The 26,820-nt window shown below is 47.8% G+C and carries 23 protein-coding genes and 1 tRNA gene; 14 read left to right on the forward strand and 10 right to left on the reverse strand.

Annotated elements, in window-relative coordinates; all coding sequences use genetic code 11:
• Positions 1 to 62 precede the first annotated feature (62 nt).
• Positions 63 to 503: a hypothetical protein gene (locus tag N530_RS0102315; RefSeq protein ID WP_026479378.1), complete on the forward strand. Its 441-nt coding sequence runs from the start codon at positions 63 to 65 to the stop codon at positions 501 to 503.
• On the opposite strand, the gene N530_RS0102320 is transcribed toward N530_RS0102315, so the two are convergent.
• The 3 genes from N530_RS0102320 to N530_RS0102330 all read right to left on the reverse strand — a co-directional run bounded on the left by N530_RS0102320 (position 500) and on the right by N530_RS0102330 (position 3,656).
• The gene (locus tag N530_RS0102320; RefSeq protein ID WP_026479379.1) at positions 500 to 1,786 is read right to left on the reverse strand and encodes an FAD-binding oxidoreductase; all 1,287 of its coding nucleotides are present in this window, start codon (positions 1,784 to 1,786) and stop codon (positions 500 to 502) included. The genes N530_RS0102315 and N530_RS0102320 overlap by 4 nt on opposite strands.
• A 4-nt stretch (positions 1,787 to 1,790) precedes the next feature.
• Positions 1,791 to 3,242, reverse strand: coding sequence for a glutamine synthetase family protein (locus tag N530_RS0102325; protein WP_035266080.1), 1,452 nt, complete (start codon positions 3,240 to 3,242; stop codon positions 1,791 to 1,793).
• 165 nt (positions 3,243 to 3,407) lie between these two features.
• On the reverse strand, positions 3,408 to 3,656 hold the full coding sequence (locus tag N530_RS0102330; RefSeq protein ID WP_018688668.1) for a hypothetical protein: 249 nt from the start codon (positions 3,654 to 3,656) through the stop codon (positions 3,408 to 3,410).
• A 263-nt stretch (positions 3,657 to 3,919) separates the two neighbouring features.
• On the opposite strand from N530_RS0102330, the gene N530_RS0102335 reads away from it, so the two are divergent.
• Positions 3,920 to 5,356: a short-chain fatty acyl-CoA regulator family protein gene (locus N530_RS0102335; protein WP_026479381.1), complete on the forward strand. Its 1,437-nt coding sequence runs from the start codon at positions 3,920 to 3,922 to the stop codon at positions 5,354 to 5,356.
• Between the two features lie 9 nt (positions 5,357 to 5,365).
• Here N530_RS0102335 and N530_RS0102340 read toward each other — a convergent pair whose 3' ends face one another.
• The gene (locus tag N530_RS0102340) at positions 5,366 to 5,965 is read right to left on the reverse strand and encodes a sulfite oxidase heme-binding subunit YedZ (RefSeq protein ID WP_026479382.1); all 600 of its coding nucleotides are present in this window, start codon (positions 5,963 to 5,965) and stop codon (positions 5,366 to 5,368) included.
• A gap of 164 nt (positions 5,966 to 6,129) precedes the next feature.
• On the opposite strand from N530_RS0102340, the gene N530_RS0102345 reads away from it, so the two are divergent.
• The 5 genes from N530_RS0102345 (at position 6,130) to N530_RS0102365 (ending at position 11,672) form a co-directional block, all read left to right on the forward strand.
• Positions 6,130 to 7,524 carry a glutamine synthetase family protein gene (locus tag N530_RS0102345; RefSeq protein WP_026479383.1) on the forward strand — a complete coding sequence of 465 codons (1,395 nt, stop codon included), beginning with the start codon at positions 6,130 to 6,132 and terminating at the stop codon, positions 7,522 to 7,524.
• A 119-nt stretch (positions 7,525 to 7,643) separates the two neighbouring features.
• On the forward strand, positions 7,644 to 8,744 hold the full coding sequence (locus N530_RS0102350) for a polyamine ABC transporter substrate-binding protein (protein ID WP_026479384.1): 1,101 nt from the start codon (positions 7,644 to 7,646) through the stop codon (positions 8,742 to 8,744).
• A 73-nt stretch (positions 8,745 to 8,817) separates the two neighbouring features.
• Positions 8,818 to 9,963 carry an ABC transporter ATP-binding protein gene (locus N530_RS0102355; RefSeq protein WP_026479385.1) on the forward strand — a complete coding sequence of 382 codons (1,146 nt, stop codon included), beginning with the start codon at positions 8,818 to 8,820 and terminating at the stop codon, positions 9,961 to 9,963.
• Between the two features lie 3 nt (positions 9,964 to 9,966).
• Entirely contained in the window at positions 9,967 to 10,866 is a 900-nt protein-coding gene (locus tag N530_RS0102360; protein ID WP_026479386.1) for an ABC transporter permease subunit, read from the forward strand.
• The gene (locus tag N530_RS0102365) at positions 10,863 to 11,672 is read left to right on the forward strand and encodes an ABC transporter permease (protein ID WP_026479387.1); all 810 of its coding nucleotides are present in this window, start codon (positions 10,863 to 10,865) and stop codon (positions 11,670 to 11,672) included. Before N530_RS0102360 ends, N530_RS0102365 begins: the two co-directional genes overlap by 4 nt.
• Before the next feature lie 74 nt (positions 11,673 to 11,746).
• Here N530_RS0102365 and N530_RS0102370 read toward each other — a convergent pair whose 3' ends face one another.
• Both N530_RS0102370 and N530_RS0102375 read right to left on the reverse strand, forming a co-directional pair.
• Positions 11,747 to 13,627 carry an AsmA family protein gene (locus tag N530_RS0102370; RefSeq protein ID WP_026479388.1) on the reverse strand — a complete coding sequence of 627 codons (1,881 nt, stop codon included), beginning with the start codon at positions 13,625 to 13,627 and terminating at the stop codon, positions 11,747 to 11,749.
• 334 nt (positions 13,628 to 13,961) lie between these two features.
• On the reverse strand, positions 13,962 to 17,264 hold the full coding sequence (locus tag N530_RS0102375; RefSeq protein ID WP_026479389.1) for a PAS domain S-box protein: 3,303 nt from the start codon (positions 17,262 to 17,264) through the stop codon (positions 13,962 to 13,964).
• A 208-nt stretch (positions 17,265 to 17,472) separates the two neighbouring features.
• Here N530_RS0102375 and N530_RS0102385 point away from each other — a divergent pair, with 208 nt between their 5' ends.
• Together N530_RS0102385 and N530_RS0102390 are read left to right on the forward strand one after the other, a co-directional pair.
• Complete coding sequence (locus N530_RS0102385) at positions 17,473 to 17,919, forward strand: phasin family protein (protein ID WP_026479390.1); 447 nt, start codon at positions 17,473 to 17,475, stop codon at positions 17,917 to 17,919.
• A gap of 138 nt (positions 17,920 to 18,057) precedes the next feature.
• Positions 18,058 to 18,134: transfer RNA gene (locus N530_RS0102390), tRNA-His, on the forward strand.
• Positions 18,135 to 18,198: 64 nt separating this feature from the next.
• Here the strand turns inward: N530_RS0102390 and xseA are convergent.
• Entirely contained in the window at positions 18,199 to 19,791 is a 1,593-nt protein-coding gene (gene xseA, locus N530_RS0102395; protein WP_026479391.1) for an exodeoxyribonuclease VII large subunit, read from the reverse strand.
• A gap of 3 nt (positions 19,792 to 19,794) precedes the next feature.
• The gene (locus tag N530_RS0102400; protein ID WP_026479392.1) at positions 19,795 to 20,622 is read right to left on the reverse strand and encodes a DUF937 domain-containing protein; all 828 of its coding nucleotides are present in this window, start codon (positions 20,620 to 20,622) and stop codon (positions 19,795 to 19,797) included.
• 158 nt (positions 20,623 to 20,780) lie between these two features.
• On the opposite strand from N530_RS0102400, the gene N530_RS0102405 reads away from it, so the two are divergent.
• Entirely contained in the window at positions 20,781 to 21,917 is a 1,137-nt protein-coding gene (locus tag N530_RS0102405; RefSeq protein WP_026479393.1) for an aminotransferase class I/II-fold pyridoxal phosphate-dependent enzyme, read from the forward strand.
• A complete protein-coding gene (locus N530_RS0102410; protein WP_026479394.1) occupies positions 21,914 to 22,399 on the forward strand; it encodes a cupin domain-containing protein in 486 nt (161 codons plus the stop codon). The genes N530_RS0102405 and N530_RS0102410 overlap by 4 nt, the downstream gene beginning before the upstream one ends.
• 3 nt (positions 22,400 to 22,402) lie before the next feature.
• Here N530_RS0102410 and N530_RS0102415 read toward each other — a convergent pair whose 3' ends face one another.
• Together N530_RS0102415 and N530_RS18980 are read right to left on the reverse strand one after the other, a co-directional pair.
• Positions 22,403 to 23,569: an alpha-hydroxy acid oxidase gene (locus N530_RS0102415; protein WP_026479395.1), complete on the reverse strand. Its 1,167-nt coding sequence runs from the start codon at positions 23,567 to 23,569 to the stop codon at positions 22,403 to 22,405.
• A gap of 110 nt (positions 23,570 to 23,679) precedes the next feature.
• Positions 23,680 to 23,820: a hypothetical protein gene (locus N530_RS18980; protein WP_018688651.1), complete on the reverse strand. Its 141-nt coding sequence runs from the start codon at positions 23,818 to 23,820 to the stop codon at positions 23,680 to 23,682.
• A gap of 117 nt (positions 23,821 to 23,937) precedes the next feature.
• On the opposite strand from N530_RS18980, the gene N530_RS0102425 reads away from it, so the two are divergent.
• From N530_RS0102425 to N530_RS0102435, 3 genes are all read left to right on the forward strand, one after another.
• Positions 23,938 to 24,573 carry a hypothetical protein gene (locus N530_RS0102425; protein WP_026479396.1) on the forward strand — a complete coding sequence of 212 codons (636 nt, stop codon included), beginning with the start codon at positions 23,938 to 23,940 and terminating at the stop codon, positions 24,571 to 24,573.
• A gap of 9 nt (positions 24,574 to 24,582) precedes the next feature.
• The gene (locus N530_RS0102430; RefSeq protein WP_026479397.1) at positions 24,583 to 25,317 is read left to right on the forward strand and encodes a 16S rRNA (uracil(1498)-N(3))-methyltransferase; all 735 of its coding nucleotides are present in this window, start codon (positions 24,583 to 24,585) and stop codon (positions 25,315 to 25,317) included.
• Between the two features lie 114 nt (positions 25,318 to 25,431).
• A complete protein-coding gene (locus N530_RS0102435) occupies positions 25,432 to 26,805 on the forward strand; it encodes a glutamate--cysteine ligase (protein WP_018688648.1) in 1,374 nt (457 codons plus the stop codon).
• Positions 26,806 to 26,820 lie beyond the last annotated feature (15 nt).

The following is a 26,820-nucleotide window of genomic DNA, read 5'->3' on the forward strand; positions in this document are numbered from 1 at the left end:
GGAATTGAGACATGCTTTGTCCAAGTTTTACAGCTATCGCGATTTTAAACAGGAACGATACGATGAAATCTGCCATTATTATCCTAAGCCTCATGGGCTGTAATGACGCTGCGAAGAACTGCGAAGCCATCGAGGTAAACAATGCGCAGTTTGTTTCAGAAGCTGCTTGCCTTCGTGCTTCGGAGAGCCTTTTCGAAGAGCATGCGAGCGCAGAATACCCAATGATCATGGCAAAGTGTGATCTAAAAACACCTGCAGAACTCGCTGGCCGCCCTGCAATCCAAGATATTGATGCAAGTGATGCAGCGCATGAGGTTGTAACAGTTGACCTGTCCGAGCCGGAAGAAGACGGCTGGTTCCGCGTTGGCGTGAAGGAATCTGTGGCTAAAGTTACAAAGCCCGTTGCGGATGCTGCCAACGGAATAGCAACGAAAAGCCAAGATACGGCCAGTTGGTTGGTTGACCGCGTTTGGGCTGCTGTCGATTATGTGAACCCGTTTTAGAGCTTATCCAGCATTGCAAACCAAGTAAGAGCAGCGGTTAGGAGCGGTTTTCTAAATTGCCGGCCACCTGGAAACGCTTGCACTTTGAGATCGCGGAAATATTGAAGCCGATCACGGTTGCCGGTAACTGCCTCTGCATAAAGCTTGCCAGTAAAGTTCGAAAGCATAACGCCGTGGCCGCAATAGCCGCCAATGGCTGTAACGCCAGGCATGACATCACGCACAAAAGGCTCGCGCGGTACTGTGATACCAACTGAACCGCCCCATGATTGGGTAATTTCCACATCTTTGAGCGCAGGATAGATTTCTTCGATTTGCTTGCGGATATGCTTGGAAATATCATTCGGATTGTCTGCCGTGTAAGCCTCGCGACCTCCGAATATGAGGCGGCCATCTTGGCTCTTGCGAAAATAACGCACAACAAAACGGCTATCATCGACACTTTCGCCGCCGCGCAAAACGTCTACATCGCCAAGCGGCACAGTAGCGCCAATGAATGAGCGTATGGGCATGACATGACTTGCCGATTGCGGCTCCAGCTTTTCAGAACCGTAAGCATTGACAGCAAGTAAAACGCGGTCTGCGGTCACTTGGCCCATAGCCGTCTTGATAATCGTCTTGCCAGCCTCATGGCGCATTTCAGTAACGTTAGAGTTTTCATAAAGTTCAGCGCCATTTGCAGCTGCAACACGTGCCGTGCCAACCACAAGCTTAAGCGGGTGAATATGGCCGGTTTCACTGTCATAACTGCCGCCAAAATAGCGCGATGATCCGAGCCGTTCGGCGGTTTCTGCCGCGTCCATGAAGTGCAAGTGTTTGTAGCCAAAGCGTTCAGCCATGGTGGCTGGATACGCTTCATAATCTTTTACAAGGCGTTTCTTATGCGCCACTGACATGTGGCCTTTCTGGTATTCAATATCGATATTGTTATCTTTTGCGAAAGACAAAAGATGATGCTTTGCTTCTTCTGCAATATCAAAAAGCGCTTTGGCGCGTTCAAAGCCTAATGTTTTTTCGTGGTCTTCTGCGTGGGTGCGTTGTCCGGTGTTTAGCTGGCCGCCATTGCGCCCTGATGCGCCATCGCCAAAGCGGTGCGCTTCAAGCAAAATAACCCGCAGGCCAGCTTGCGCCAGATGAACAGCTGCCCCAAGGCCAGTAAAGCCGCCGCCGATGATCGCGACATCGCAGCTTCGATCACCTTTGAATACAGGATATTCAGGCCGCTCGCCAACCGTTGCTTCATACCAAGAGTAACCTGGAGAAATAGGGCTTTGATAAGTCATCTCATTAAACATTCATCAAGAGGAATTCACGTTCCCAAGGACTAATAACCTGCATGAAAGTTTCAAACTCGCCGCGCTTTACGCCTGCATAGTTTGCAATGAACTCACGGCCCAAAATTGATCCGAAAGCTTCTTCCTCTTCCATCAGTGATACCGCTTCGAGAAGACCGCGTGGCAAACTAATCTCGCCTTCATTGGCTGTGGTCGATGTCGGGTCGGTTGGCACAAGTCCATTGACCATTCCCAGATAGCCACATGCCAATGATGCAGCCAGCGCAAGATAAGGGTTTGCATCAGAGCCGGGCAGGCGGTTTTCAACACGGCGTGCACGGGCATCCGATGTCGGAATTCTAAATGCCGTGGTTCTGTTGTCATATCCCCAAGCAGTGTTGACGGGCGCTGCCATCTCGGGTGCCAAACGGCGATATGAATTCACATAAGGGGCAAGCATAACCAATGCGCGGGGTATGTAATGTTGCATGCCGCCGATGAATGAGCGGAATAGTTCGCTTTCGCTTCCATCAGGGTTGGAGAAAATATTTTCTCCGGTTTTGCTGTCGATCACTGATTGGTGGATGTGCATTGCGCTGCCTGCAGCGCTTTGAATGGGCTTAGCCATAAATGTTGCATACATATCATGCTTGAGGGCAGCTTCACGCAGCGTGCGCTTGAACATGAACACTTGGTCAGCAAGCGCGAGCGGATCACCGTGGCGCAAATTGATTTCTAGCTGCGATGGGCCTTCCTCGTGGATCAACGTATCGATCTCAAGTCCCTGCGCTTCTGAAAAATGATAAATATCATCGATCAATTCATCGAACTCATTGATGCCGGCAATGGAATAAGCCTGACCACCGGCAATGGGTCTGCCTGACCGGCCTGTTGGTGGCTGCAAGGGATAATCAGGGTCGGTATTACGCGCGACAAGATAAAATTCGATTTCTGGGGCGACAACAGCTGTCCAACCTTTTGCCGCATAGGCTGCAATAACATGTTTGAGCACCGCGCGCGGTGTGTAGCCTACGGCCTCACCATTTGGATCAACAAGATCGCAAATGACCGCAGCCGTCGGGTCGCTTTCCCAAGGAACCGCACAAAGTGTGGAAAGATCCGGCATCAATTTCAGATCGCCATCATTGGGATCATACCGAAAATCACCGCTCTCTTCGGGATAATCGCCCGAAATTGTTTTGCGAAACAGTGCGGAGGGAAGCGCTAGCGCTGTATTTGATGTAAATTTATTCGTCGGCATCATTTTGCCGCGTGGAACGCCAGCTAGATCGGGGGTGATACACTCGATATCTTCAATGTTCCGGTAAGCCAGCCATTCAGCGGCTTCATCCCAACTTTTAACGCCGAGCGGCGTTTTTATATAATCAGGTATTTGTTTGCGTTTTTGTTTCGTGCCAATAGCTTTTTCTGCTGCACTTTTAACTGCTTTAACGGGCTTGGCCATCAATCACCATTGTTTTGATTTCAGTTGTTTATAACGTGTGCCAAGCCAAGCGCAAATACAAACAAGCATAGTATAGTAAATATCATTCAAAAAACCTCCCCAAAATTTGGAGAGGTTTTTGCAGTTTTAATAAGGCTGGAGATCTAACCTTGTTTCAACTGACAGTTATTTGCTTTGCGTTACGATGACCGGAATAAGCAGGTCGCCCCAGTTTCCGTCGCCGCCATGGTGGCGTGCAGAGCGTACAAGCTCAACAGAAACGCCAGCCTCTACGGCTTTCATAACGGACTGGTTCAAACGGTGCAGGTCGTTGGCGACCATGCGGATCATAGCCTGTTGATCTGCATCCATTGATGACGATTGCTCTTCTGCGCGTTCTTTAACGCCGGTCTTCGGCCGTTCATGGGCATTCATAACGCTTGTCCTTTCAAAAACTGCGTAATTTCCAGTTCGATAACGGTTTGATAGGCTTATCAAATAGTTCGAAGCTGTATTGTAAACACTTGTCATTGTGACGGTGCGTGCTTTTGAATGTGGCGGGACTTGCGGGGAAAAGCACGTAAAATCGTATAATTACTGGAATTATCGCGTTGCAATGTATGCTTTGTGACAAAAAACATCTGTCAATTTGTAAAAAGTGTAAATATGATGGAGGTGCTAATTAGAGGCGATTAAAGATGGCAGAACAAAAGATTTTCGCTGGCCCGCGTATTCGGCGTATTCGTAACCAGTTGGAGTTGACCCAAACGGCTATGGCGCAGGATTTGGATATTTCGCCGTCCTATTTAAACCTGATTGAGCGAAATCAACGCCCGCTCACCGTGCAGCTATTGCTCAAGCTTGCCTCTGTTTACAAAATAGATATGGAGGCGCTTCAAGGCTCGAATGATACCAGCCTGTCGCAGCTTAAAGAAATCTTCTCTGATCCATTACTGGCCGCTGAACTGCCTGGCGATCAGGAGCTTATCGAAATTGCTGAAGTCGCGCCGAACGTATCGGTTGCCGTTCAAAAACTTTATCGCGCCTATAGCGAAAGTCAGGCACGTTTGAGTGATCTGTCGGACCTTTTGGCGCGTGAAGGGCATGAAACAAGTTTAGCTGCAGCGCGTCTGCCCACCGATGAGGTGCGCGACACATTGGAAAAAAGGCCGAACCATTTTCCTGCACTTGAAGAAGAGGCGGAATCTTTCAACAAGCTTTTGAAAGCCGATGATGACTTGCTCGGCGCTTTAAAGAAATGGCTGACAGCCGAGCACGGCATCGTCGTGAAGGTGCTACCAGTTAAAGCGATGCCTAATTGGCGTCGCCGCTATGATCGTCACACCAATCGATTGTTTATATCTGAACGCCTATCGCCTTTTGACCAATTGCGTGAAGTGGCGATGGAAGCATCGCTTGTGCGTATGCAAGTCGCGATTGCCGGAGAAATACAGAAATTTAAACTGTCATCTGATGAAGCCAAGCGGCTTATGCGGTTTGAAATGGCACGCTATGCTGCTCACGCATTAATGATGCCCTATGACGCTTTTCTACAGGCATGTAAAAAGTCAAAATACGATATTGATGTTTTGCGCGCGCGGTTCAGCGTTTCGTTTGAACAGGCCGCGAACCGTATAACGATGCTTGGTCGAAAAGATGCCGCTGGTGTTCCTTTCTTCATGAGCGAGGTTGATCAAGCGGGCAATAAATTTAGACGCGCTGGCGCAGAAGGCTATCCGCAGTCGCGGTTTGGTGGGTATTGCCCGAAACTACCTGTGCATGCATCTTTCTCTCAGCCGGCACAGATTTTAACCGAAGCGGTTGAGATGCCAGACGGCACGCAGTTCATGGTGATCGCCCGTACATTAGAGGGGCCACAAGGGGCGTTCAATGAACGCACACGCCGCACGGCGATTTTGCTTGGCTGCGATGTTAAATACAAAAATGATGTGATCTATGGCACAGCATTGCCCGGTGGTTTGACGGAAGACGGCGATATGCTGACCATTTCTATTGGTCCAGCTTGTAGGGTCTGCGAGCGCGCTGGATGTTTGGCGCGCGCGGAAGCGCCTGTCACGAAACCGCTTGGACTTGATGAAATGGCGGCTGGCTTATCGGCGTTTGATTTTGTGTAACTTGCGATCCTAAGCGTTTACTTGATGCGCAACACGCTTCTGCTGAAGCTTCCAAATCCGATAGATTTCCAGTGCTGCGAGCGGAATGAAGTGAACAAGCGCACCGCCAATCTCATTGGCAACGAAAAGCCAGTGGACCAAAGTTAAAATTGCTGCTGGATAAACAAAGCGCTGCAATGTTTTCCAGCGTCGTTTCAGGAATTTGATTGAAGCATCGTTTGAGGTGATCGCCAACGGTACAAAAATTGCCATTGCAAGCCAGCCTGTCCATATGCCCGTTTCTGTGATTTCAGCTAAAATGCGCTGCAGGCTGCCCAAATCTAAAACATAAAATAAAGTATGCAGCGCAGCATACCCAGCCGCGGCTACACCAAAATATCGACGGTTTTTAGCAAACCATAGCGGAACGCTGGACGTTGGGAATAGCATACGCAGAGGCGTCGCAATCATCGCAACAATCATAAAGCGCGCAGCAAACTCACCCGTTGGATGCAGTAGAGGTTCCAAATTATCACCCGATAAAGCACCTGTAATCATCGGAATCGCTGGAATGCTCAGCAAAATCCATAAAAAATAAGGTGATTTTATGAGTTGTTTTAACGTGTTCATTTTGGTTTCCAGCATCTGAGTATTTATCGATCAAATAACGAGTTTTGCGTGTGAATTGGAGTTACGCTTTGTTTAATCTCGTTACATTTTTGTAATGAACCATTGACAAAGTTGGTGCGGGTACGTCTCTATCAGTTATCTAAAACAGCAAAATGTGAACCTAATTGAGTAATCTATCGCCGCGCGAAGAAGCCAGTTTTGACGCCAAAACGGATATTGAAGAATACAATAATTTTATAAAAGAAAACCCTGATCTACAGGCCGTTGAGTTTTTAATGGTCGATCCCAATGGGATCATGCGTGGAAAATGGGCGCCCGCAGATGCTTTGAAAAAAGCGTTCGAAGAGGGTGTAAATTTCCCGATGTCCATTCATGGTCTTGATATATGGGGCCGCGAAGTTGAAGAGACAGGCATTCATATTGAGACCGGAGATATGGATGGTTTTTGCCGTGCTGTTCCGGGCACTTTGAGCCTTGTGCCTTGGGCAAGTCGCTCAACTGCGCAGGTTCTACTAACCACCTTCACGCCCGAGGATGAGCCACTTCGCTATGATTGCCGCAATGCGCTTGCCCGTATTACGAAAGCGCTGGCGCAGCGCGATCTTTATCCCGTGGTTGCTTTTGAGGTCGAATTTTATTTTCTTGAACCCAATACAAGCGGTGATGGACTGATGCCAACGCCGGTTGGTGCGTCTGCAGGTCCTGATCGTCAGCGTATGTATGGCTTGGATGATCTGGAAGATTATGCCGAATTATTTGATGATATTCGCGCAGCTGCCGACGCTCAAAAGGTCCCGATCGATACAATAATCAAAGAGGCAGCACCAGGCCAGTTTGAAGTTAACCTCAAGCACCGCTGCGACCCTTTAAAAGCTGCCGACGATGTTATCATGCTGCGCCGTATTGTCTTTGGCTCTGCGCGTAAACACGGTTTGCAAGCAACTTTTATGGCCAAACCATTTATTGATTACGCAGGTAACGGCATGCACATTCATGCGTCTGTTCTTGATGGTGAAGGCAACAACATCTTCGATGAAGAAAAGTTTGATGATGCAAAAGAGAAGCTCGGCGGTGCGATTGCCGAGCTTATTCGCACGATGCCTCAAGGCCTGTTGATGTTTATCAATTCTTGGAACGGTTTTCGCCGAATTCAGCCGGGCTCTTACGCGCCAACACGCGCTGTATGGGCTGAAAATAATAGGTCTGTTGCGTTGCGTATTCCTGCATCGACATCAAAAAATAGACGGCTTGAGCATCGCATAGCTGGTGCCGATGCTAACCCGTATATTGTGCTGTGTGCTTTGTTGCAGGCGATGCTTGATGGTCTTGAGAAACTGGAAACACCGCCGCCGCAAATTACTGGCAATGCTTATGATGATAACAATGCAGAGCTACTTCCTGATGATATGGATGAAGCATTGATTCTCATGCAGCGTGGTGAATTTGCTGACCGCGCATTAGGGCCTGAATTATCGCGTATTTACAAGCATTTGAAGCGCGCTGAAATTCTGGCGTTTTGGGCTGAAATCACACCATTGGAGCAATCAACCTACCTCTAAAATTTAAGCTAGTTGCACAAATCATTTGCATAAAAATCTCTTGTGCATGTGTAATTTCCAAAATAGTCTTTTTTATAAGGTGAGGGCTTAAAGCCCATTATTTAAATCGGGAGAATAAAATGGTTCGCGTAAAAACGCTTTTGACGTCCGTCGCACTTATTTCGATTGCAGCAGCCAACACAGCCATTGCGCAGGACCGCTCCGTGAATGTGTATAACTGGTCAGATTATATTGATGAAGAAATCCTGACTGAGTTCACTAAAGAAACCGGCATCAAAATCACTTATGACGTGTTTGATTCCAACGAAATTTTGGAAACAAAGCTGCTTGCAGGCAAAACGGGTTATGATGTGGTGGTTCCGACCGGCACATTTCTTGCGCGTCAGATTCAGGCGGGTGTTTTCCAAAAACTCGACAAATCAAAACTCGATAATTTGAAGAATATGGATCCGGCGATTTCTGAACGCATGGAAAAATATGATCCAGGTAATGATTATGCGATCAACTATATGTGGGGAACCACAGGCCTTGGCTATAATGTTGATAAGGTAAAAGAAATCCTTGGCGAAGATTACACCGTTGATAGCTGGGATATGGTTTTCAATCCTGAAATTTCTGGAAAGCTTAAAGATTGCGGCATTTATATGCTCGATGCGCCGACAGAGATTATTCCTGCTGCTCTTAACTACCTCGGTAAAGACCCAGATTCTAAAGAGACAGCTGATATCGACGCAGCACAAGAACTGGTTTCGAGTATTCGCCCGAATATCCGTAAGTTCCATTCATCAGAATATATCAATGCGCTTGCCAATGGTGACATCTGCCTTGCTGTTGGCTGGTCTGGTGATGTGCTTCAGGCACGTGACCGCGCAGCAGAAGCCGATGCTGGGGTAACGGTCGAATACGCCATTCCAAAGCAAGGCGCTTTGATGTGGTTCGATAATATGGCAATTCCTGCGGATGCTGAGAATGTTGAAGAAGCACATGAATTCTTGAATTACATCATGCGCCCAGATGTTATGGCGAAGGCTTCTAACTACGTTTATTACGCAAATGGTAATGCTGCCTCTAAGCCACTCTTGGCTGAGGACGTGATTGGCGACCCTGCGATTTATCCAAGTGAAGAAACGGTTCAGCGCCTTTACACGGTTTCGCCAAACGATCAGCGTACAGACCGGGTTTTCACACGGGCATGGACTAAAGTCGTTACCGGTCAATAAAACTTGAAAGCCTCGAACGACAGTTCGAGGCTTTTTATTTCGTGCGCCCTTTTTCAAACCCGATGTGCCATTCATGAAATCACTTGGTTCCACCAGACGCAGTTTTACTCCTTGGCTTGATGCGAATGCCAAGCCGTATATTTCATTTCAAAATGTAACCAAAAAATTCGGTGATTTTGTTGCCGTCGATAATCTGACGCTCAATATTTACGAGCGTGAGTTTTACTCTTTGCTCGGTCCATCTGGCTGCGGAAAGACAACATTGTTGCGCATGTTGGCAGGCTTTGAAGAGCCAAGCTCTGGCGAGATATTTCTTGATGGCGTTTCGCTCAAAGGTGTGCCGCCACATAAGCGCCCAGTAAATATGATGTTCCAGTCATACGCTCTTTTTCCGCATATGAGTGTGCGTGATAATATTGCTTTCGGCTTAAAGCAGGCAGGCATTGCAAAAGCACAAATTACTGAGCGCGTTGATGCGATATTAAAATTAGTCAAACTGGAAGAATTTGCGAAGCGTAAACCAGATCAGCTTTCGGGCGGCCAGCGGCAACGCGTAGCTTTGGCACGCTCTGTCGTATTACGGCCAAAACTTTTATTGCTGGATGAGCCGCTCGGCGCACTGGACAAAAAACTACGTGAAGAAACGCAGTTTGAACTGATGGATTTACAGCAGGACCTTGGCCTAACTTTCATGATCGTCACACATGATCAGGAAGAAGCAATGACGATGTCAGATCGCATTGCGGTCATGGATAAGGGAACCGTTATTCAAACGGGCACGCCTGCTGAAATTTACGAGGCACCAAACTCGCGTTACGTTGCCGATTTTATCGGGACTGTGAATACGCTTGAAGGCAAAATTGTCGAAAAAACAGATACGATGACCACGCTGCTTGGTGATGACGGATTTACGATTGAAGCGGCGACAACAGATAGGCCGGCACTGACCAAAGATAAGACGGCATGGTTTTCTATCCGTCCTGAAAAAATCAAAGTATCGCGTAAGAAACCTGAGAAACAAACCAATGCTGTCGAAGGCGAAATTTGGGACATTGGCTACCTTGGCGATATGACGCTCTTCAATGTCAAACTCGATAGCGGCACGATCATGCGGGCTTCCGTTCTCAATGCCAAGCGTACAGTTGATGATCCGTTCAGTAATTGTGATCGTGTTTGGCTTTCATTTGACCCTGATGCAGGCATCGTGCTGGAGCGTTAATTGATGGGAAGCTTTTTCAAAAGAATAACAATCGGACTGCCATACTTTTGGCTGTGTATCCTTTTTCTTTTGCCGTTCCTTATCGTTTTACGGGTAGCTTTTTCAGAGCCTGTTCTTGCTATGCCGCCCTTCGCGCCGCAGTTTGACCTGTCCGAAGGTTGGCAGGGTTTTGTGCAATCTGTATCTCAATTTACGACCTATAATTTCCAGTTCGTGTTTGAGGATAGCCTTTACACAAATGCTTATCTGTCGAGTTTGCGCATCGCTTTGATATCAACATTGCTCACGCTCGCGATTGGCTTTCCGCTGGCCTACGGTATGGCCCGCTCACCCATGACGATCCGTCCTATTTTGTTGATGCTTGTTATCTTGCCATTCTGGACGAGCTTTCTTATCCGCGTTTACGCTTGGATTGGTATCTTGAAGCCAGAAGGTCTCATGAACCAATTTTTGATGAGCGTAGGCATAATCAGCACACCGCTGCGCATTTATAATACGGAAATCGCCGTCTATATCGGCATCGTCTATTCTTATCTGCCGTTCATGGTTCTTCCAATTTATGCGACGCTAGAAAAGATGGATTATTCATTTGTCGAGGCTGCGCGCGATCTTGGATGCTCGTCAATCGCTGCTTTTTGGAAAATTACGGCAAGACTAGCGCTGCCAGGCGTTTTGGCTGGCTGTTTTCTTGTGTTCATTCCGGCAATCGGCGAATTTGTTATTCCTGAATTGCTCGGTGGTTCACAGACCTTGATGATCGGTAAAACGCTTTGGAGCGAGTTCTTCAATAACCGCGACTGGCCAGTTGCATCAACAGTTGCGATAATTCTTTTGGCCATATTGGTTGTGCCAATTGTACTGTTCCAAAATGCGCAAGCGCGTGCAACGGAGGCAAATCGATGAATAAGAACTGGTCTGCTTTCAATATTGTGTCTGTCGTATTCGGCTTCACATTTCTTTATCTGCCAATCGTTTTATTGATCGTTTATTCGTTTAATGCTTCAAAACTCGTGACCGTTTGGGGTGGGTTTTCAACCCATTGGTATAGCGAAATGCTTTCCAATCAGGGGCTGATGGATGCTGCATGGGTGACGGCGCGCGTTGGCCTATTGTCGGCGACTGTTGCAACAGTACTGGGAACATTGGCGGCTTTGACACTCGTGCGCCATACGCGCTTTCGCGGCCGCACATTGTTTACTGGAATGGTCTATGCTCCGCTTGTAATGCCAGAGGTTATTACAGGGCTTTCGCTGCTGTTACTCTTTGTTTCCATTGGGTTTGAACGTGGCTTCTGGACTGTTTCTCTTGCCCACATCACCTTTTCAATGTGCTTTGTCGCTGTCGTCGTCCAATCGCGCTTGGTCAGCTATGATATGTCGTTGGAAGAGGCCGCGCAGGATTTGGGCTGCACACCGTTTGAAGCATTTTATAAAATAACACTGCCCGTCATCTTACCGGCCGTCATTGCAGGCTGGATGCTCGCATTCACTCTGTCATTGGATGACCTTGTTATCGCGAGTTTCACATCGGGCCCTGGCGCAACCACACTGCCAATGAAAATATTCAGTCAAGTGCGTTTGGGTGTTACGCCAGAGATTAATGCTGTGTGTACGGTTCTCATTGGCTTCGTGGCGACCGGTGTCATTATCGCAAGCCTAATCAATAAACGCAGAATGGTGCATAATGCACGCACCGATGCGGATATGTAACGCGGTAGACGAAGCATAAAAGTTACCAGCATGATGTCGGCAATGTCAGCTAAGCGCTTCGCCATGTCAAAAGTTCATTCAGGTAAATCAAATGAGTTCGTGGATAGGAGCGGCGTCGCAAAAGCGCGATCCCATGACCCACCGATGAAAAACCGCTTTGTATCAGTCGCATCGGACTGTGTCGGTGTCGCTATGGCGGTGAGAGCTATACCGCTGCTGCGATAGGGAGCGACCCCTTCGAAGTGAACCGTGCCGGTAGAATAGGTGGCTATTGTGTCACGAATGGTGACAACTCCATCTGATAATTGTCCATAAAACGCAAGCTTTTCGAAAGCTTCTTGGCGGTTTTCATCACTGGATAATGTGAAAAACTGCCCTGTATTCTCACTTTTCAAAAGAGTGCTGGCAGCAAAGCTCCGCGCGATGCCATTCGCCATTTTGAAGGCGATTTTACCCTCGGCAGTTTGCGCCATTTGGCGCCAAGACGCGATGTTCGATTGACTGGAAAATGTAAAGTCTGCTTTTCCCAGCGGAATAATCGAAGGCACATCTATGATTTCGGCGGCCTTTGATGTGTCAATTTGAGTGCCATTCATATTGATCTGCACAGTACCGCCGCTTGGTTTTTTGCGAGAGATTTGAAGTTGAGATTGAAGATTGCCGCCAAAAAGTTGCACATCACCAATGTCAAATATCGCTGTCTCGTCACTAACTTGTGCTGTTGCAGCAAGCTTCGTCAGTGAGATGCTACCAAAATTTGCAGCAGCGGCAGAAATGCGAATATCAGTGCGAATTTGATCGAGCAGTTTGAACTCTGACTCTTGCAACGACGACAAACCAGCATCAGGAACTTCAATGAACACATCGATCAAATCAGTTAGATTAAGTGCTGAAAAGTCAAATGTACCTGAGATTAGTGGCTTTTCATTTTTAGGAAAACTTATCTCTAATAAGCCTTTTCCGAGATTCTTATCGAGCTGAATATCAAGTGCATCAAAGCGCGCCTTGCGATTGGTGACATGCATGCCGCCTACAAATGATAGCTCTGCGATATTTCCGCTTGGATTAAACCCTCCGTTCAACCATTCCATTAATGGGGAAAGCGCAGGCGCAGAAACTTGGATCTTGCCATCGGCAAAAAAGGTTTTCAAAAAGCCTATCGTGCCTTCAAAGTTAAACTTTCCTAAGTCACTGGCACCAAGAATCCGGATAGTGCTCTTATCACCAGCTAATAAAGCCAAAGGCTTTTGAACTTGCCCCTCAAGATTAACTGGTTGTCCGTTATAGACGCCGCTGATCTTGGTGCTTGCTGCACCATCAAGATCACTCCAGTTAATCGAACCGTTTAATGCTGTGAGCTTAATCGGCTCTATGGTCATCTCATCTTCGATGACAATGGTGCCGGATGAAAACGAGACCGTACCCATACGCGTTGGAAAATACTCAGGAAGCAGGTCAACATCTTGTGACTCTGTATTTTCAGCAAGATCAGTTTGGGTTTCCCTGCTTGCTGAAAGCGCAGCTTTGGCTTGCTGCGTCGCTGCACAGATCTTTCCTAAAACATCAGGCCAATTGAACGTACCATTTGCGCGGCGCTGAAGCGTCAGCTGGGGCCCATCTAACTTATAGGCCGTAAAGTGTGGGTTTCGCGATAAAATGGTGAGTAAAGAGATGTCTGCTTCAATGCGATTGATTGTAAGCGTACTGGCTCCCTCCTTGCCTCTGGCTGGAACGCGCACATTTGTAATTCTGGCTTTTGGCGAGGGGAAGAGGTCGAGCTCTAAGCTTCCATCCAGTATAACGGGTCTGCCAACAAAGCTGCTTAAGTCCCTTTGCACGGCGCCGCGCATCAGGTCGGATGACACAAGCCAAGGCAATGCCGCAAATAGGCAAGCTACCGCAACAAGTAGAATTACAAGCGTTCCGATGAGTGGAAGTTTCAGTTTTTGTGCCATGATTGCCTTGGTATCAAAATTCCGTTGCGCGCCATAGCATTTCGATAATGGGAAGTGAAATGTGCACCGTTTATTACGTGAAATACGACAATTGTGGAGAGGCAAAGCGCATAGTTAATGCGTAAAACAGAATTTTGTTTGTGAAATTAACCAGTGTACGGAAGTTTTAATTCCTAAAGTCAAGGTTAACCTTGTTTCGTAAGTTTCCGTTAACGGATGAAGCTCAATGCTGTTTTTACAGAATTTAGACGTGCATCACACTTTTATCAAAGCCACTCGTTTTTACAGCAAACTAATTTTTTAAGCGCCGCCAGCCGGCGCTTTTTTTTGATCTTTAGTCAGCAAGCACACGCTCTGGCGGAAATGTTATCTCAATAGATGTACCGCGGCCAGGTTCAGAAGCGATCTCAAATTCTGCGCGATTGGCATGAACAAGGGCGCGTGTCAGCGGTAGGCCAAGGCCCGTTCCATCACCATGCTCTCTGTCTCTGGTCGCAATTTGCTGGAATGGCTTGAGCGCTGTCTCTATTTCGCGCGAAGACATGCCTATACCAGTGTCACGGATACGTAATATGACGGAGCCACTCGCTGTGTAATTGGTGCTCACCACAACCTGTCCACCGGACTGTGTGAAGCGGATTGCATTGGACAGCAAATTGAGCACGATTTGTTTAACCGACCGCGTATCAGCGACAACCGATGGTAGTCTGTTTTCTAGCGATGAGCGAACAATAATACGGTTACGGTTTGCTTGAGGTTGGATCATTGAAATCGCGTCGGCAACGGTTTCGTTGAGTATGACGCTTTCAAATTCGAGGTCCTGCTCACCAGCCTCGATTTTAGAAATATCCAAAAGGTCATTGACCATATCCAGAACATGACGACCGGATTTATTGATATCAACCAAATATTCTTTGTAGCGCTCATTGCCTATCGGCCCAAAGCGCTCTTCGCTCATGAGTTCGGAAAATCCGATAATCGCATTAAGAGGCGTGCGGATTTCATGGCTAACTTTTGCAAGAAACTCAGACTTAATATTCGAAGCATTTTCGGCTTCTTGTTTGGCTGCTTCCAGCGCTTGCTCGGTTTGCTTCCACGATGTGATGTCACGCATAACAGCGCAAAATCCGTTAGATGTTGGCAACTTTCCAATCGTCATGAACACAGGCAAAAATCCGCCATTGCGTTCGCGGGCGAGCACTTCACGGCCTTCATTTAGAAGACTAGCGACGCTGTAATCAGAAAATCCATTTAGATAATCCATTGCCGCGCGCTGGCTCTCATTGGCAAAGAGTATGGAAAATGATTTACCGGCGACATCTTCGTTTGAATAGCCGAATAAGGCTGATGCAGCGCTGTTGATTGAGCGAACCGTGCCGTCTTGCGCAATCACCACGACACCATCCGTAGCGGTGTCTAATATTGCGCGCATCTCAGCGACTTCATCAAATGCAGTGCTGCGAAGTGTATCTGAAACACTTTCGACCGAGCTAGCGTCTTGCGGCGTATCTATAACATGTTCATCAAGAGGCTCGAAGGCGAACATCAAAGCGTTGTGCCCAAGCCAAGGAACGATTTGCAGGTGTGCACGTGTTGTGATTTCACGGCCATCCTCAGCAACCAAAGTGATGGAGCTTTTTGCAACGGCGCTTTCGTCGCCGGCGCTCTCATAGCCGTCGGCAAACAGGGCGCTGAGGCCTATATCGTTGAGCTTATCGACACTGTTAAATCCAGTAATGCGCGAAAATGCTTCATTGCCGTAAAGCGCTGTTTCGCCGCGCACAATCAAAAGCGGCAGCGGCAAAGCGTTCAGCTCATCAGGTCCGATACCAGCAAGTTTTTGCTCTGCTTCATCATCTTGATAAGCGTCTGGCTCATCGAAATCTTCTAATTCAGCACTTTGATCAACATCAACAGATGCTGCGGCCTCATCACCAAATTCAATAAACTCAACTTGCTGATCAATGTTCTTCGTATTGTTTGAAATAAACGGCTGCACCTGCTGTAGAGGCAAATCCTCTTCACGGCTCGGCGTATTTGAAGAATCGTCGTCACCTACAAGGTGATCTTGAATTTCAACACTTGGCATATCTGTTTTTTTGCCGAGCGTTTCGCCTATTTTCTTAAAAGCCTCAGCTTCGCCCGCATCAAGCCCTTCGATTTTCTTGCGCTCTTTACGGTGCTTATCTAACGGCACGACCTTGTCGTTGTCACGGCGCATTGGGCTAATGGAGGCTGATTGGAAAACAGGCGGCTCACCGCCAAACAGATCCTCTGCAGCCTCGTCTGCTGCGTTGCTATCGTCTTCTTCGATAGGCTGAGGGCTGGCCTTAACGTCATCTTGAATAGGTTCGGGCGCATGTACTTGGCTAAGGGACAACCCAAGCTGTTCTGGATCGTCGACAAAATCTCTTAAGCGCACAATACCGAAACCGCGATAGCCTTCAAATTCCCGGTTTCTATTATAATATGGCAGTGCAGCCAGATCGACAGGTACGCGCAAAGTTGTGGACTGAACTGGCCACAGGACTGTTTTGCCTGACCAAGTGTCACGGCGTTCCATCGATGCTTCAATCTCGCCAGCTGTGTCGAGTTCAAACACTTTGGCAACATCTTTCATGGTGCGCCCAACAAGATCGGCAGCATTGTTGCCAACGGCACCGCCAAAGTCTTCCGATACTTCTGTAAAGCGACCATCAACATCTGTTTTCCAGACGAAACGCACAGGGCGTCTTTCGAAATCGGCTTTGAAACCTTCTTGCTTCTTATGTGTTGGCGCAATGGCGGGTTCGAAACTAACGATACTCTCATCATCGTCTTCATCGTTCGAAGTCGAGGCATCTTCAAACACAAAGTCTTCATCATCATTGTCGTGATCGATAAGCGGAGGTGCAGACTCAATCACTTGCATTTTAGGGGGCTGAATTTCTTCGATAACGCGCGGCGGCTCTGCCTTGCGTGGCTGCGCGGTGTGCAAAATATCTGTTTCCATCGCGACCAAAAGATTGCGAACAGGTTCTTCGCTCAGCCTGCCAATTCCCACAGCAATTTTAGTTCTGCCTTCGCCGCGCAACACAAGACGCTTAACGAGGCGATCTTCCTCAGAAAGAACCTCATCGCTCAATGCAAAAAGTTCGAGTGTTGGAATATCCAGCGTTTTAAAAAACGGGCCGCAGACAAGAATGTTTCCATCTTCGCCCAATATTGCAGCGCCAGCGCCATCTTCTTCAAGTCCTGCTATCGCATCGAGCAGTAGCGCATCTTGGTCGCCGCTATTTTGACGATCAAATGTGAGAAGAGCGACATCTTCATTGGCGCCGTCAATCGAGATAAAATGCAACTGCGCATGATGAGCGTCGCTGCGCATACCAGCGGTGATTCTTAGCAGAATGGATTGCGGTGTGCGTGGTTTGCGCGCTGCAGCTGATTTTAACTGGCGCAGGGTCGTATTAAACGGGAAAATCCCCGCAACTAAAAACTCACCAATAGCCTCATAGCCAAACATTTTTGCTGCTGTGCCATTGGCCCAAATGATCGTATCGACGGATTGGTCAAAGATAATCGCAGCCTTGCCGTCAAGCATAGCGCCGCGCACCGCGTCTTGTACGGCGATGTCAATGAATGGAATCTGTGACATGTCTTTACTCATTCGCGGTAATCTTGGCCTGCAATGTGAAGCTTAACAAATATTTAATAGCCAAATTATGCCCGTATCGTCCAGTTTTATCGCTATAACCGCACTTTTGATTGCGGGTTTAGTTAATGTTTGCGCGGTGCAATGGATTTTGCACCGCAATATTAATGTGCTAGCATCCTGAAAGATCATTTGATTAGGAGCAATAGACATGGCCGCAAAGAAAGACACATTTGAATTTCCAGAAGGCGTAGATCCGGCGCAATATCTTGAAAAGCTCAAATCAATGGCAAATGACGGGTTGTCCAAAGCCAAAGAGACTTATGAGCAGGCACAGATTGCTTTTGAAGAAGCGAGAAAAGAAGCTGAAGCAAATTTAAGCACTGCGCAGGGACATTCATCCAAGATTTCATTGGCAACAATGGACGCTGTGCGCACAAACACTGAAGCAACGTTGTCTCACATGGAAAAACTCTCAGGCGTAAAGTCTATGTCAGAATTCATGGAGCTTCAAACAAGCTTTTTGAGCTCTCAGACGCAGATGGCAATGGAAAATGCCAAGTCGATGCAGGCACTTTACCAAGATGCCGCTAGCGATGCGAGCGCACCTGCAAAGAAAGCTGCTGAAAAAGCAATGGGTGCCTTTAAGCCGAAATAAGCGTAAATACAGGCCTAAACGACGATTGGCCGGACACAATCCGGCCGATCTTTAAATTTTTTTCACAAGAACGGTAATTGGTGCACAGCAAACTCTTGCATTGTCGCGCACATCAGACTAATTGACCCTCGTTGGCTTGCGGACGTAGCTCAGTTGGTTAGAGCGCTGGATTGTGGCTTCAGAGGTCGGTGGTTCAAATCCACCCGTTCGTACCACCAACATATTTCCCAAATTATTTATCACAAAAATGGCGCTTACCGCGCTTAACTTCTGTGCTGATTACTCATCAAACAAAGATGTTTGTGCGGCTGGGGCCGATTTAGCCTGCTTTTCTTTTGGCGGCTTAGCCGTGGGCTGTTTGCTCGATGACGGAACCGCGTCGCCATTTGCAATCGCTGCTAAACGATCATCCCCTGCAAACTGAATCGTGAGCCCTGCACCTTTTGCAATGCCCTTTGAGCTTCGCAGCGGTTTTGCATTTTCATCCATAACAAGTGCGAAACCACGATCTAAAACGCGTTGATAGGAATAGCTATCAAGGAGCTTTGAAACTTGGCGCGTTTTGTCGTTGCGATTTTCAATCAAACGTTCAACGGCAAGATCATTGCGCCGTTCCAACGCTTCTAGCTGTTCGCGGCCCGCTTTCACATTGCGGTTGATCGTTTGCGGTGACAGGCGCTGGGCGCAAAATTCTAGCTCGCGGCGATGGGTTTGAATATTGCGGCTAAGTGCAGAGGGAAGGCCCCGCGATAGGCGGTCCAGATTGCTACGCACATTTTCAAAGCGTTGAATAAGACGCGCAGGGCTAAGCTTTGCTTCTGCTGTTATAAGCCGAGAACGTTTTTGCGTTGTAAAACGATCAAGCGCTGCACCCAGTCGGATTTGCTGCCCGTCTAGGCGTTGGCGGGGCAGGGCCAGAAGACCATCAGGATGCGGCAAAGCACGGGCAAGACCAGCAAGGCGCTCTTTCTTACGGTCCGTTGAGCGGCTAAGGCCAGCGCGTAGGCGTGCAGCAAGCTGCGCCATTTGCGCCACCAGCTCAGCCTGAACTGGCACAGCAATTTCTGCGGCACCGGTTGGTGTGGGCGCACGCACATCGGCAGCAAAATCAACCAGCGTTGTATCTGTTTCATGGCCTACGGCCGAAATAATAGGAATATCCGAATCAGCGACAGCGCGTACCACCACTTCTTCGTTAAAACCCCATAAGTCTTCGAGCGATCCGCCGCCACGTGCAACAATGAGCAAATCAGGCCTTGGAATGCCCAACGTCCCATCAATAGCGTTAAAGCCGCGTACAGCATCGGCAACTTCTTTTGCCGATGATTCACCTTGAACGCGCACAGGCCAAACAAGGACATGGCTTGGAAAACGGTCTGAAAGCCGATGTAGAATATCGCGGATGACCGCGCCGGTTGGCGATGTAACAACGCCAATAACCCGCGGCATATAGGGAAGCAGCTGTTTGCGTGCAGGGTCAAAAAGCCCTTCGCTTTCCAACTGGCGTTTGCGCGCAGCGAGCAGCGCCATCAGCGCGCCTTCGCCTGCAGGCTCCATATTATCAATAATTAGCTGATATTTGGATTGCCCCGGAAAAGTGGTGATCTTGCCGGTCGCAATGACTTCCAAGCCCTCTTCAGGGCGCACAGCCATTTTGGCGGCCGCACCTTTCCAAATAACTGCGGCTATGACAGATCTGTCGTCTTTTAGATCAAGATAGATATGGCCGGATGCAGGACGCGATACACGGCCTAATTCACCGCGCACGCGCACGCGCCCATAGGTATCTTCCATTGTGCGTTTTATCGCGCCAGAAAGTTCTGAAACCGAAAACTCGGCTACATTGGAGTGTGGAGTAGGGCTGTCGTTCATAAATTATTTGTGCCGGTTCATGCCATTAATATATTGATCGAATATTGATTCAACGGATTTTTGATATTGGTCTTGTTGCTTGCGGCCTGTTTCGAACATGTCGCCAAACAAATCTTCATATTTATTTTTCGTCGGTGCGGGTTCTGGCGCTGGTTTGGGGCCGCCCATCATGTCCTCAAAAATCTTGCCAAAAGGGTTATTAGTAGGGTCCATGGGGTTTGGTGCTGATTGTTGCTGTGTTTGATTGCCGCCAAACATATCCTGAAGCGCTTTGCCAAAGGGATTATCCATCGGATTTGAATTACGCGGCGCAGCTTGAGGGGAGGCTTGCCCTGAGTGCTGCATCATTTGCTCAATGATTTGGCCAAGAATATTACCATTTCCAGCATTTTGAACGCCAAAAGCTTGCGGCTGCGTTGTTTGCTTATACATCGCCCCCATCAATGTTGAGGCGATTACCGGTAGCATTTGTTTGAGAATATCTGGCCCAATGCCAGTTGCCTTTGCTGCTTGCTCTGCCACCGCGCGGCTAACGTCTTTTGAGCCAAACAAATGCCCCAAAATGCCGTTGCCTTCATTTAGTCCCTGCGGTTGAAAGGCGCTTTGCATATCTTCAAAATATTTTGCGTGATTGCCACTTGCAAGTGCTTGCATAAAGCCTGCAACACCCATTGGTTCGGCTGCATTGCGCTTTAATCCGGTGGAGAACGCAGGCGTTAAAGCTTCAAGCGCATCTTGCGTTTGCTTTGCAGAAAGCCCGAACTGTTCTGCCATCATATCAATAGCATTTCCGTTTTGTGCTTTTGTCAGCATATCAAAGATTGGCAGCATAAGATTCTCCTTGCTTTTGATCTACCGTACCACAGGCAAAGCCGCAGACAATGTACGAAGACAGGGTTCACAACTAATCTCATGAATTGGTGCGCTAAGGCTACGATTCATGAGGCGTTTGCGATAGATCATAATGATATCAAACTTGGATAATTAACATGCAAGCACTTCCTGACTTCAAGCTAGAGACCCATTTTTCAAAATGGGAATTCAAAGCGCGTTATCACATGACAGCATCAGATGCTGAAAGCATGACGATGCGCGAACTGCTTGATATGGCAAGTGATGAAGATCGAGCAGAATTTGAAAATCTTTGGCTCGGCTATACACAAACATTTGGAGCGCCGGATTTGCGCGAAGCGATTGCTGCGACTTACGAAAAGCAGACCGCGTCTGACATTTTGTGCTTTGCTGGAGCTAGTGAAGGCATATTTGCAGCAAATACGATTATCCTTGATAAGGACAGTCATGCGATCTGCGTGACGCCCAACTATCAATCGCACGAAGCACTGCCAAACGCGATTGGTGAGGTAAGCGCTGTGCCGCTTGCCCCTAATGATAACTGGTCGCTGGATATTGACCGTATGGCAGCGGCGATTAAGCCAAACACAAAGCTGATCACAATCAACTTTCCGCACAATCCTACAGGTGCAATATTGCCGTTAGATCGCTATCAAGCGTTGATAGAGCTGTGCCGTAAGCATGGCCTTTATCTTCTTCACGATGAAATCTTCAACGGCCTTGGTCCAGCTGGCACAAAACATTTGCCCTATGTTGCCGATGTCTATGAGCGCGGGCTTTCGCTCGGTGTTATGTCGAAATCTTATGGGTTGCCGGGTTTGCGTATTGGATGGATTGCGTGCCAAGATGCTGAAATTCTTTCCAAAATGGAACGTATGAAGCATTATTTGTCCATTGCAAATTCTGGCCCGAGCGAAAGGCTTGCCAAGATTGCTTTAAAGAATCGGGATAAAATTCTAGCGCGTAATTGCGCGATCATTGATGAGAATTTGCCAAAGTGGGACGCGTTCTTTGCGCGTTATCCTGATCTTTTTGAGTGGCGCAGGCCAGATGGTTCCTGCATGGCTTTTGTCCGTTACAAAGGAGCAGAAGGCGTGGAAGCCTTCGCGCAAAACCTCGTTGAAGAGGCCGGCGTTCTTTTTCTGCCTGCCTCAATCTACGCGTCCTCATTTGGCAACACACCTGCCGATCATTTTCGACTAGGCTTCGGTCGGTCAGGTCTGGATGAAGGGCTGTCAGCATTTGATGCCCATCTTAAAAGGAACAGCAAATGAGCGATGATAAATATCTCATAAAACGCAACGAGATTGAGCAGATGGAAGGTTTAGATAAGACGCACTTTCTGAACACCAACGCTAAGCGCAACAATAAATCGTTAGGCGATATTGCCGGTTTGACAGGGTTTGGCTTTCACATCATTGAAGTGCAGCCGGGGCATGAGACGACCGAACACCATGTGCATTATCATGAAGACGAATGTGTCTATGTGCTGAGCGGTACTGCAACAGCCTATATTGGTTATGATAGCGTCGAAATAAGCGAAGGTGATTTTATTGGCTATCGAAAAGGCGGTTTTTCCCATTCAATAAAGAATACAGGTACGGAAGTCTTGCGCTGTATCGTTGTTGGAGAGCGCAATGCTCATGATGTTGCTGATTATCCACGATTGAACAAGCGCATATTCCGCAATCAAAATATGCGCTGGAACCTCGTTGATATTGAAGCGATTGAAACACCTGATGCTGGTGCAAAATAACGCTTACGCCATTTTTTTATAGCTGTTCCCGCTCTGCAGTAAGTTGTGACGGCCAACATTTTTGATGTCTGTCTCACCGGCAAAACCCATTGTGCGATCAAGCTCGTCTTTGATTATTTCCAAAGCTTTGGTGACACCTTGTTCGCCCATCGCGCCGAGGCCATAAATAAAGGCACGTCCAATCATTGTGGATTTTGCACCAAGGGCAATGGCTTTGAAAACGTCTTGGCCAGAGCGAATGCCGGAATCCATATGGATTTCGATTTTATCGCCCACCGCGTCAACAATATCGGCAAGAACATCAATTGACGCTGCTGCACCATCAAGCTGGCGGCCGCCATGGTTTGACACTGTGATGGCATCCGCGCCTGATTTAGCCGCGATTTGGGCATCTTCAATATCGTTGATCCCTTTAAGGATGAGCTTGCCATCCCATTTGGATTTGATCCATTCAATTGATTCCCAGCTCAAAGAAGGGTCGAACTGCTTGGCTGTCCATTCAGACAAAGAGGTCATATTATCAACGCCAGGTGCGTGACCAACAATATTACCGAAAGTTCGGTTCTTCGTGCCGAGCATTTCCATGCTCCATTGTGGCTTGGTCATCAGATTTAGGATTGATTTGATCGTTGGCTTTGGCGGAGCCGAAAGGCCGTTGCGAATGTCTTTGTGACGTTGACCCAAGACTTGAAGGTCAAGTGTCAGCACAAGTGCATCGCATCCTGCAGCTTTTGCCCTTGCAATCATATCTTCGGTAAAACCGCGATCACGCATAACGTAAAGCTGAAACCAAAATGGATTTGTTGTCGCCTTGGCAACCTCTTCAATGGAGCAAATTGACATTGTGGAAAGCGTAAACGGCACGCCAAACTTTTCAGCAGCTTTAGCTGCTTTGATTTCTCCATCCGCATGCTGCATGCCGCATAGCCCGATAGGGGCCAGCGCAACAGGCATCGTGACATCGCGCCCAATCATCGTCGATTTCAATGAGCGGTTGTCGATATCTACAGCCACCCTTTGGCGCACTTTTATGCGTGAAAAGGCTTCTGTGTTATCACGGTATGTGCCCTCTGTATAAGAACCGGAATCCGCATAATCATAAAACATGCGGGGTACACGAAACTCAGCGCGTTTGCGCAAATCTTCAATACAAGTAACCGGACCAAACATAGCAATCTCACTCCCAATCAATGTTTTTGATTAAAGGCATAGTGCATCGTAAGGCAAGGTCAGAAATTTGAAACTTTAGGAGGGAGCGCCCTTATAAGGCAAAATATTGCTTAGTTTTGGGTAATTGAGGAAACGCCATAGCCATCATGGGAAACCTTGCCAGCCATAGCGTCTGCTGAATAAACAGATAGGCCCCAAAGTGCGGTTGCTGCAATCATAGCAATAGATAAAGTGATAGCACGCACGGCCATTTAACGCTCCTGAAATTAATAATTATTGGTTCTTTGTCAGCTTTCCGAGGCGACTTGAGCGGCGTATAAAGTGTCCAAGCTCAAAAGCTATCAAAAGGTTGCTGGAAGGTTAATTTGATGACGCTTCAGAACAGAGTGACACCTTTTGGCAACATAATTGCCGATAAAGCGCGTGGGTTATTCACAGGCAACCGTGGAATTATCCACAACCCTGATACACGCAGCCTGCTGCCATCACGGCGATGGACGTCCAAAGCGTGGATTATCTGCCTTTGCAGTTTCAAAGGACGGCGCCGCGACGTTTTTGGCCGCAATGGAAAAAATGGCGGCACTGGTTGGTCAGAATTGTTTTTCTTGGATGAAGCAACAGCACTGGCAGCAGGCCATAGGCCTTGTTTTCATTGCCAGCGCGCGCGCGCCACCATGTTTCAAACGGCTTTCTCCACTGGGCAAAGTGAAAGCAAGATGAGTGCTCCGCAAATTGACAAATTGCTACACAATGAACGCTTAAACACTGGCAAGAAAAGATTACACACGATCACAAATGATTGGCGCTCTCTGCCGGATGGTACGTTCGTTGGGAATCAAGATCGGGCATACCTCATATCAAATCAGACTTTGTTTCTGTGGAAGCCAGAAGGGTATCAGCGCGACGATGATGCTCCACAATATCTCATTACGCCGCCATCAATAGTCGCAGCCTTAAGATCAGGCTATCAACCGGTCTTGCATGATAGTGCTTTGTCGCGCTAACGGTTTTGAATGCGTGCAAATTATAAAATCCAACGGTTATTTCTTGATGTTCCTTTAGGCCGAGCAGCGTCTTTTGCGCTCGACAAGCCTCAAGCCAATTATCTTGCCAATGTTTTGCGCATGAAAACGGGTGACAAGGTTCTTGTGTTTAATGGAAAAGACGGAGAATGGCTTTGCGAAGTTGAGGTCGAGAGCAAGCGAAATGTTTCGCTAATGTGCATCAACCAAGAGCGTGAGCAGCCGCAAAATTCTGATTTTACGTACTGTTTCGCACCGCTAAAAGTTGGCCGCTTGGATTATATGGCGCAAAAGGCTGTCGAAATGGGCGCGAGCTTGTTGCAGCCTGTTTTGACGCAGCACACGCAAAACCACCGCCTCAATATTGATAAAATGAATGCAAACGCATTAGAGGCAGCCGAGCAATGCGGTATCCTCAATATCCCGCAATGTGCCGAGCCGATTAAGTTTGAAAAGTTTCTGGATGATTGGGACGAAAGCCGCACACTGATTTTTTGTGATGAAGATGCGCAAACGAATAATCCAGTCGAAAAACTGCAAAGCCTTAAGGGCAATAAATTGGGCGTTCTGATCGGACCTGAGGGCGGTTTTTCAGATGATGAACGTGCAGCTTTGCGGGCAAAACCTTTTGTTGTTGCGATTCCTCTTGGGTCCCGCATATTGCGTGCTGATACCGCAGCAGTCGCCGCAATGGCCGTAATTCAAGCGGTTGCGGGCGATTGGTAAGAATAAAATTGACTAGCGATCAACTTCTATTGAATGATCATTCATAAAAATTGGCTTGCCGCGTAAAGCACAATCGGGCAACGAGCATCAATCTTAATCAAACGGACAAGTGATATGGCCCGCGATACAACTGATGAAGCACCAATTAGCGGCGTAGAGGAAATGGCAGGCTATCTTGCCTCCGGCTGCAAGCCGAAGGAAGAATGGCGCATTGGCACCGAGCATGAGAAGTTTCCATTCTGCATGCAAGATCACACGCCAATTCCCTACGCAGGCGAGCGATCTATCGAAGCGCTTCTTAAAGGCATGCAAGCTGAGCTGAACTGGGAGCCAATCATCGATGAGGGCAATCTTATCGGCTTGTTTGAACCAAATGGCATGGGTGCAATTTCTTTGGAGCCGGGCGGTCAGTTTGAGCTGTCGGGTGCGCCATTAGAAACCATCCATGAGACCTGCCGCGAGAGCAATCGCCATTTGGCGCAATTGCGCCAGATCGCTGATCCGCTCGGCATTAAGTTTTTAGGCTTGGGCGCAAGTCCAAAATGGACTCTGGATGAAACGCCGCGTATGCCAAAATCACGCTATGATATTATGCGCAATTATATGCCAAAGGTCGGCACGCAAGGCCTTGATATGATGCACCGCACATCGACAATTCAAGTTAATTTGGATTTCGATAGCGAAGCGGATATGCGCAAGAAAATGCAAATGTCTTATCGTTTGCAGCCACTTGCAACCGTATTGTTTGCAAACTCGCCGTTCACAGAAGGCAAACCTAACGGATTACTGTCTTGGCGCGCCGATATTTGGCGTGACACCGATAATAATCGTTCCGGTGTTTTGCCTATGGTTTTCAACGACAATTTTGGCTTCATGGATTATGTCGAATGGGCATTGGATGTACCAATGTATTTCGTTCTTCGTAATGGCAAATATATTGATTGTACTCATGTGACGTTCCGTCAATTCATGAATGGAGCGCTTGAGGGTGAAATCCCTGATGCAAAGCCAAATAAAGGCGATTGGACAAACCACCTTTCAACCGTGTTCCCTGAAGTGCGTCTTAAAAAGTTTATTGAGATGCGCGGCGCAGATGGTGGCCCTTGGCGGCGTATTTGTGCGCTACCTGCCTTCTGGGTTGGTTTGTGCTATGATGAAGCTGCGCTGGAAGCTGCTTGGCAACTCACAAAAGACTGGACGTTTGATGAGGTTGTGGAGCTTCGAAATGCAGTGCCAAAAGATGGGTTTAAAGCTAAAATCAAAGGCCAGTCTATGCATGAGCTTGCCAAAGAAGTTCTCGGCATTGCACGGCAAGGCCTGATCTCCCGCGCCAAACTCAATGATGACGGGTTTGATGAGGCTCACTTCCTTGCACCGCTAGAAGAAGTTGCTGCACGCGGCACAACATCTGCCGAACAGATGTTGCTGCAATACCAGTCGAACTGGGCAGGTAGCATAGAGCCAGCATTTCTCGAATATGCTTATTAAGAGGTGATTTTCAGC

Origin of the sequence: Ahrensia sp. 13_GOM-1096m (assembly GCF_000620605.1) — a bacterium.
GTDB lineage: Bacteria > Pseudomonadota > Alphaproteobacteria > Rhizobiales > Rhizobiaceae > Ahrensia > Ahrensia kielensis.

Bases quoted from the DNA above. Each gene is read 5' to 3' on its own strand.
- N530_RS0102400 (WP_026479392.1), bottom strand. From the start codon at position 20,622: ATGCTGCCAATCTTTGATATGCTGACAAAAGCACAAAACGGAAATGCT.
- N530_RS0102325 (WP_035266080.1), bottom strand. From the start codon at position 3,242: ATGGCCAAGCCCGTTAAAGCAGTTAAAAGTGCAGCAGAAAAAGCTATT.
- N530_RS0102360 (WP_026479386.1), top strand. From the start codon at position 9,967: ATGGGAAGCTTTTTCAAAAGAATAACAATCGGACTGCCATACTTTTGG.
- N530_RS0102340 (WP_026479382.1), bottom strand. From the start codon at position 5,965: ATGAACACGTTAAAACAACTCATAAAATCACCTTATTTTTTATGGATT.
- N530_RS0102370 (WP_026479388.1), bottom strand. From the start codon at position 13,627: ATGGCACAAAAACTGAAACTTCCACTCATCGGAACGCTTGTAATTCTA.
- N530_RS0102405 (WP_026479393.1), top strand. From the start codon at position 20,781: ATGCAAGCACTTCCTGACTTCAAGCTAGAGACCCATTTTTCAAAATGG.
- N530_RS0102315 (WP_026479378.1), top strand. From the start codon at position 63: ATGAAATCTGCCATTATTATCCTAAGCCTCATGGGCTGTAATGACGCT.
- N530_RS0102365 (WP_026479387.1), top strand. From the start codon at position 10,863: ATGAATAAGAACTGGTCTGCTTTCAATATTGTGTCTGTCGTATTCGGC.
- N530_RS0102350 (WP_026479384.1), top strand. From the start codon at position 7,644: ATGGTTCGCGTAAAAACGCTTTTGACGTCCGTCGCACTTATTTCGATT.
- N530_RS0102425 (WP_026479396.1), top strand. From the start codon at position 23,938: ATGACGCTTCAGAACAGAGTGACACCTTTTGGCAACATAATTGCCGAT.
- N530_RS0102385 (WP_026479390.1), top strand. From the start codon at position 17,473: ATGGCCGCAAAGAAAGACACATTTGAATTTCCAGAAGGCGTAGATCCG.
- N530_RS0102430 (WP_026479397.1), top strand. From the start codon at position 24,583: ATGCGTGCAAATTATAAAATCCAACGGTTATTTCTTGATGTTCCTTTA.
- N530_RS0102410 (WP_026479394.1), top strand. From the start codon at position 21,914: ATGAGCGATGATAAATATCTCATAAAACGCAACGAGATTGAGCAGATG.
- N530_RS18980 (WP_018688651.1), bottom strand. From the start codon at position 23,820: ATGGCCGTGCGTGCTATCACTTTATCTATTGCTATGATTGCAGCAACC.
- N530_RS0102335 (WP_026479381.1), top strand. From the start codon at position 3,920: ATGGCAGAACAAAAGATTTTCGCTGGCCCGCGTATTCGGCGTATTCGT.
- N530_RS0102435 (WP_018688648.1), top strand. From the start codon at position 25,432: ATGGCCCGCGATACAACTGATGAAGCACCAATTAGCGGCGTAGAGGAA.
- N530_RS0102330 (WP_018688668.1), bottom strand. From the start codon at position 3,656: ATGAATGCCCATGAACGGCCGAAGACCGGCGTTAAAGAACGCGCAGAA.
- xseA (WP_026479391.1), bottom strand. From the start codon at position 19,791: ATGAACGACAGCCCTACTCCACACTCCAATGTAGCCGAGTTTTCGGTT.
- N530_RS0102355 (WP_026479385.1), top strand. From the start codon at position 8,818: ATGAAATCACTTGGTTCCACCAGACGCAGTTTTACTCCTTGGCTTGAT.
- N530_RS0102375 (WP_026479389.1), bottom strand. From the start codon at position 17,264: ATGTCACAGATTCCATTCATTGACATCGCCGTACAAGACGCGGTGCGC.
- N530_RS0102320 (WP_026479379.1), bottom strand. From the start codon at position 1,786: ATGACTTATCAAAGCCCTATTTCTCCAGGTTACTCTTGGTATGAAGCA.
- N530_RS0102415 (WP_026479395.1), bottom strand. From the start codon at position 23,569: ATGTTTGGTCCGGTTACTTGTATTGAAGATTTGCGCAAACGCGCTGAG.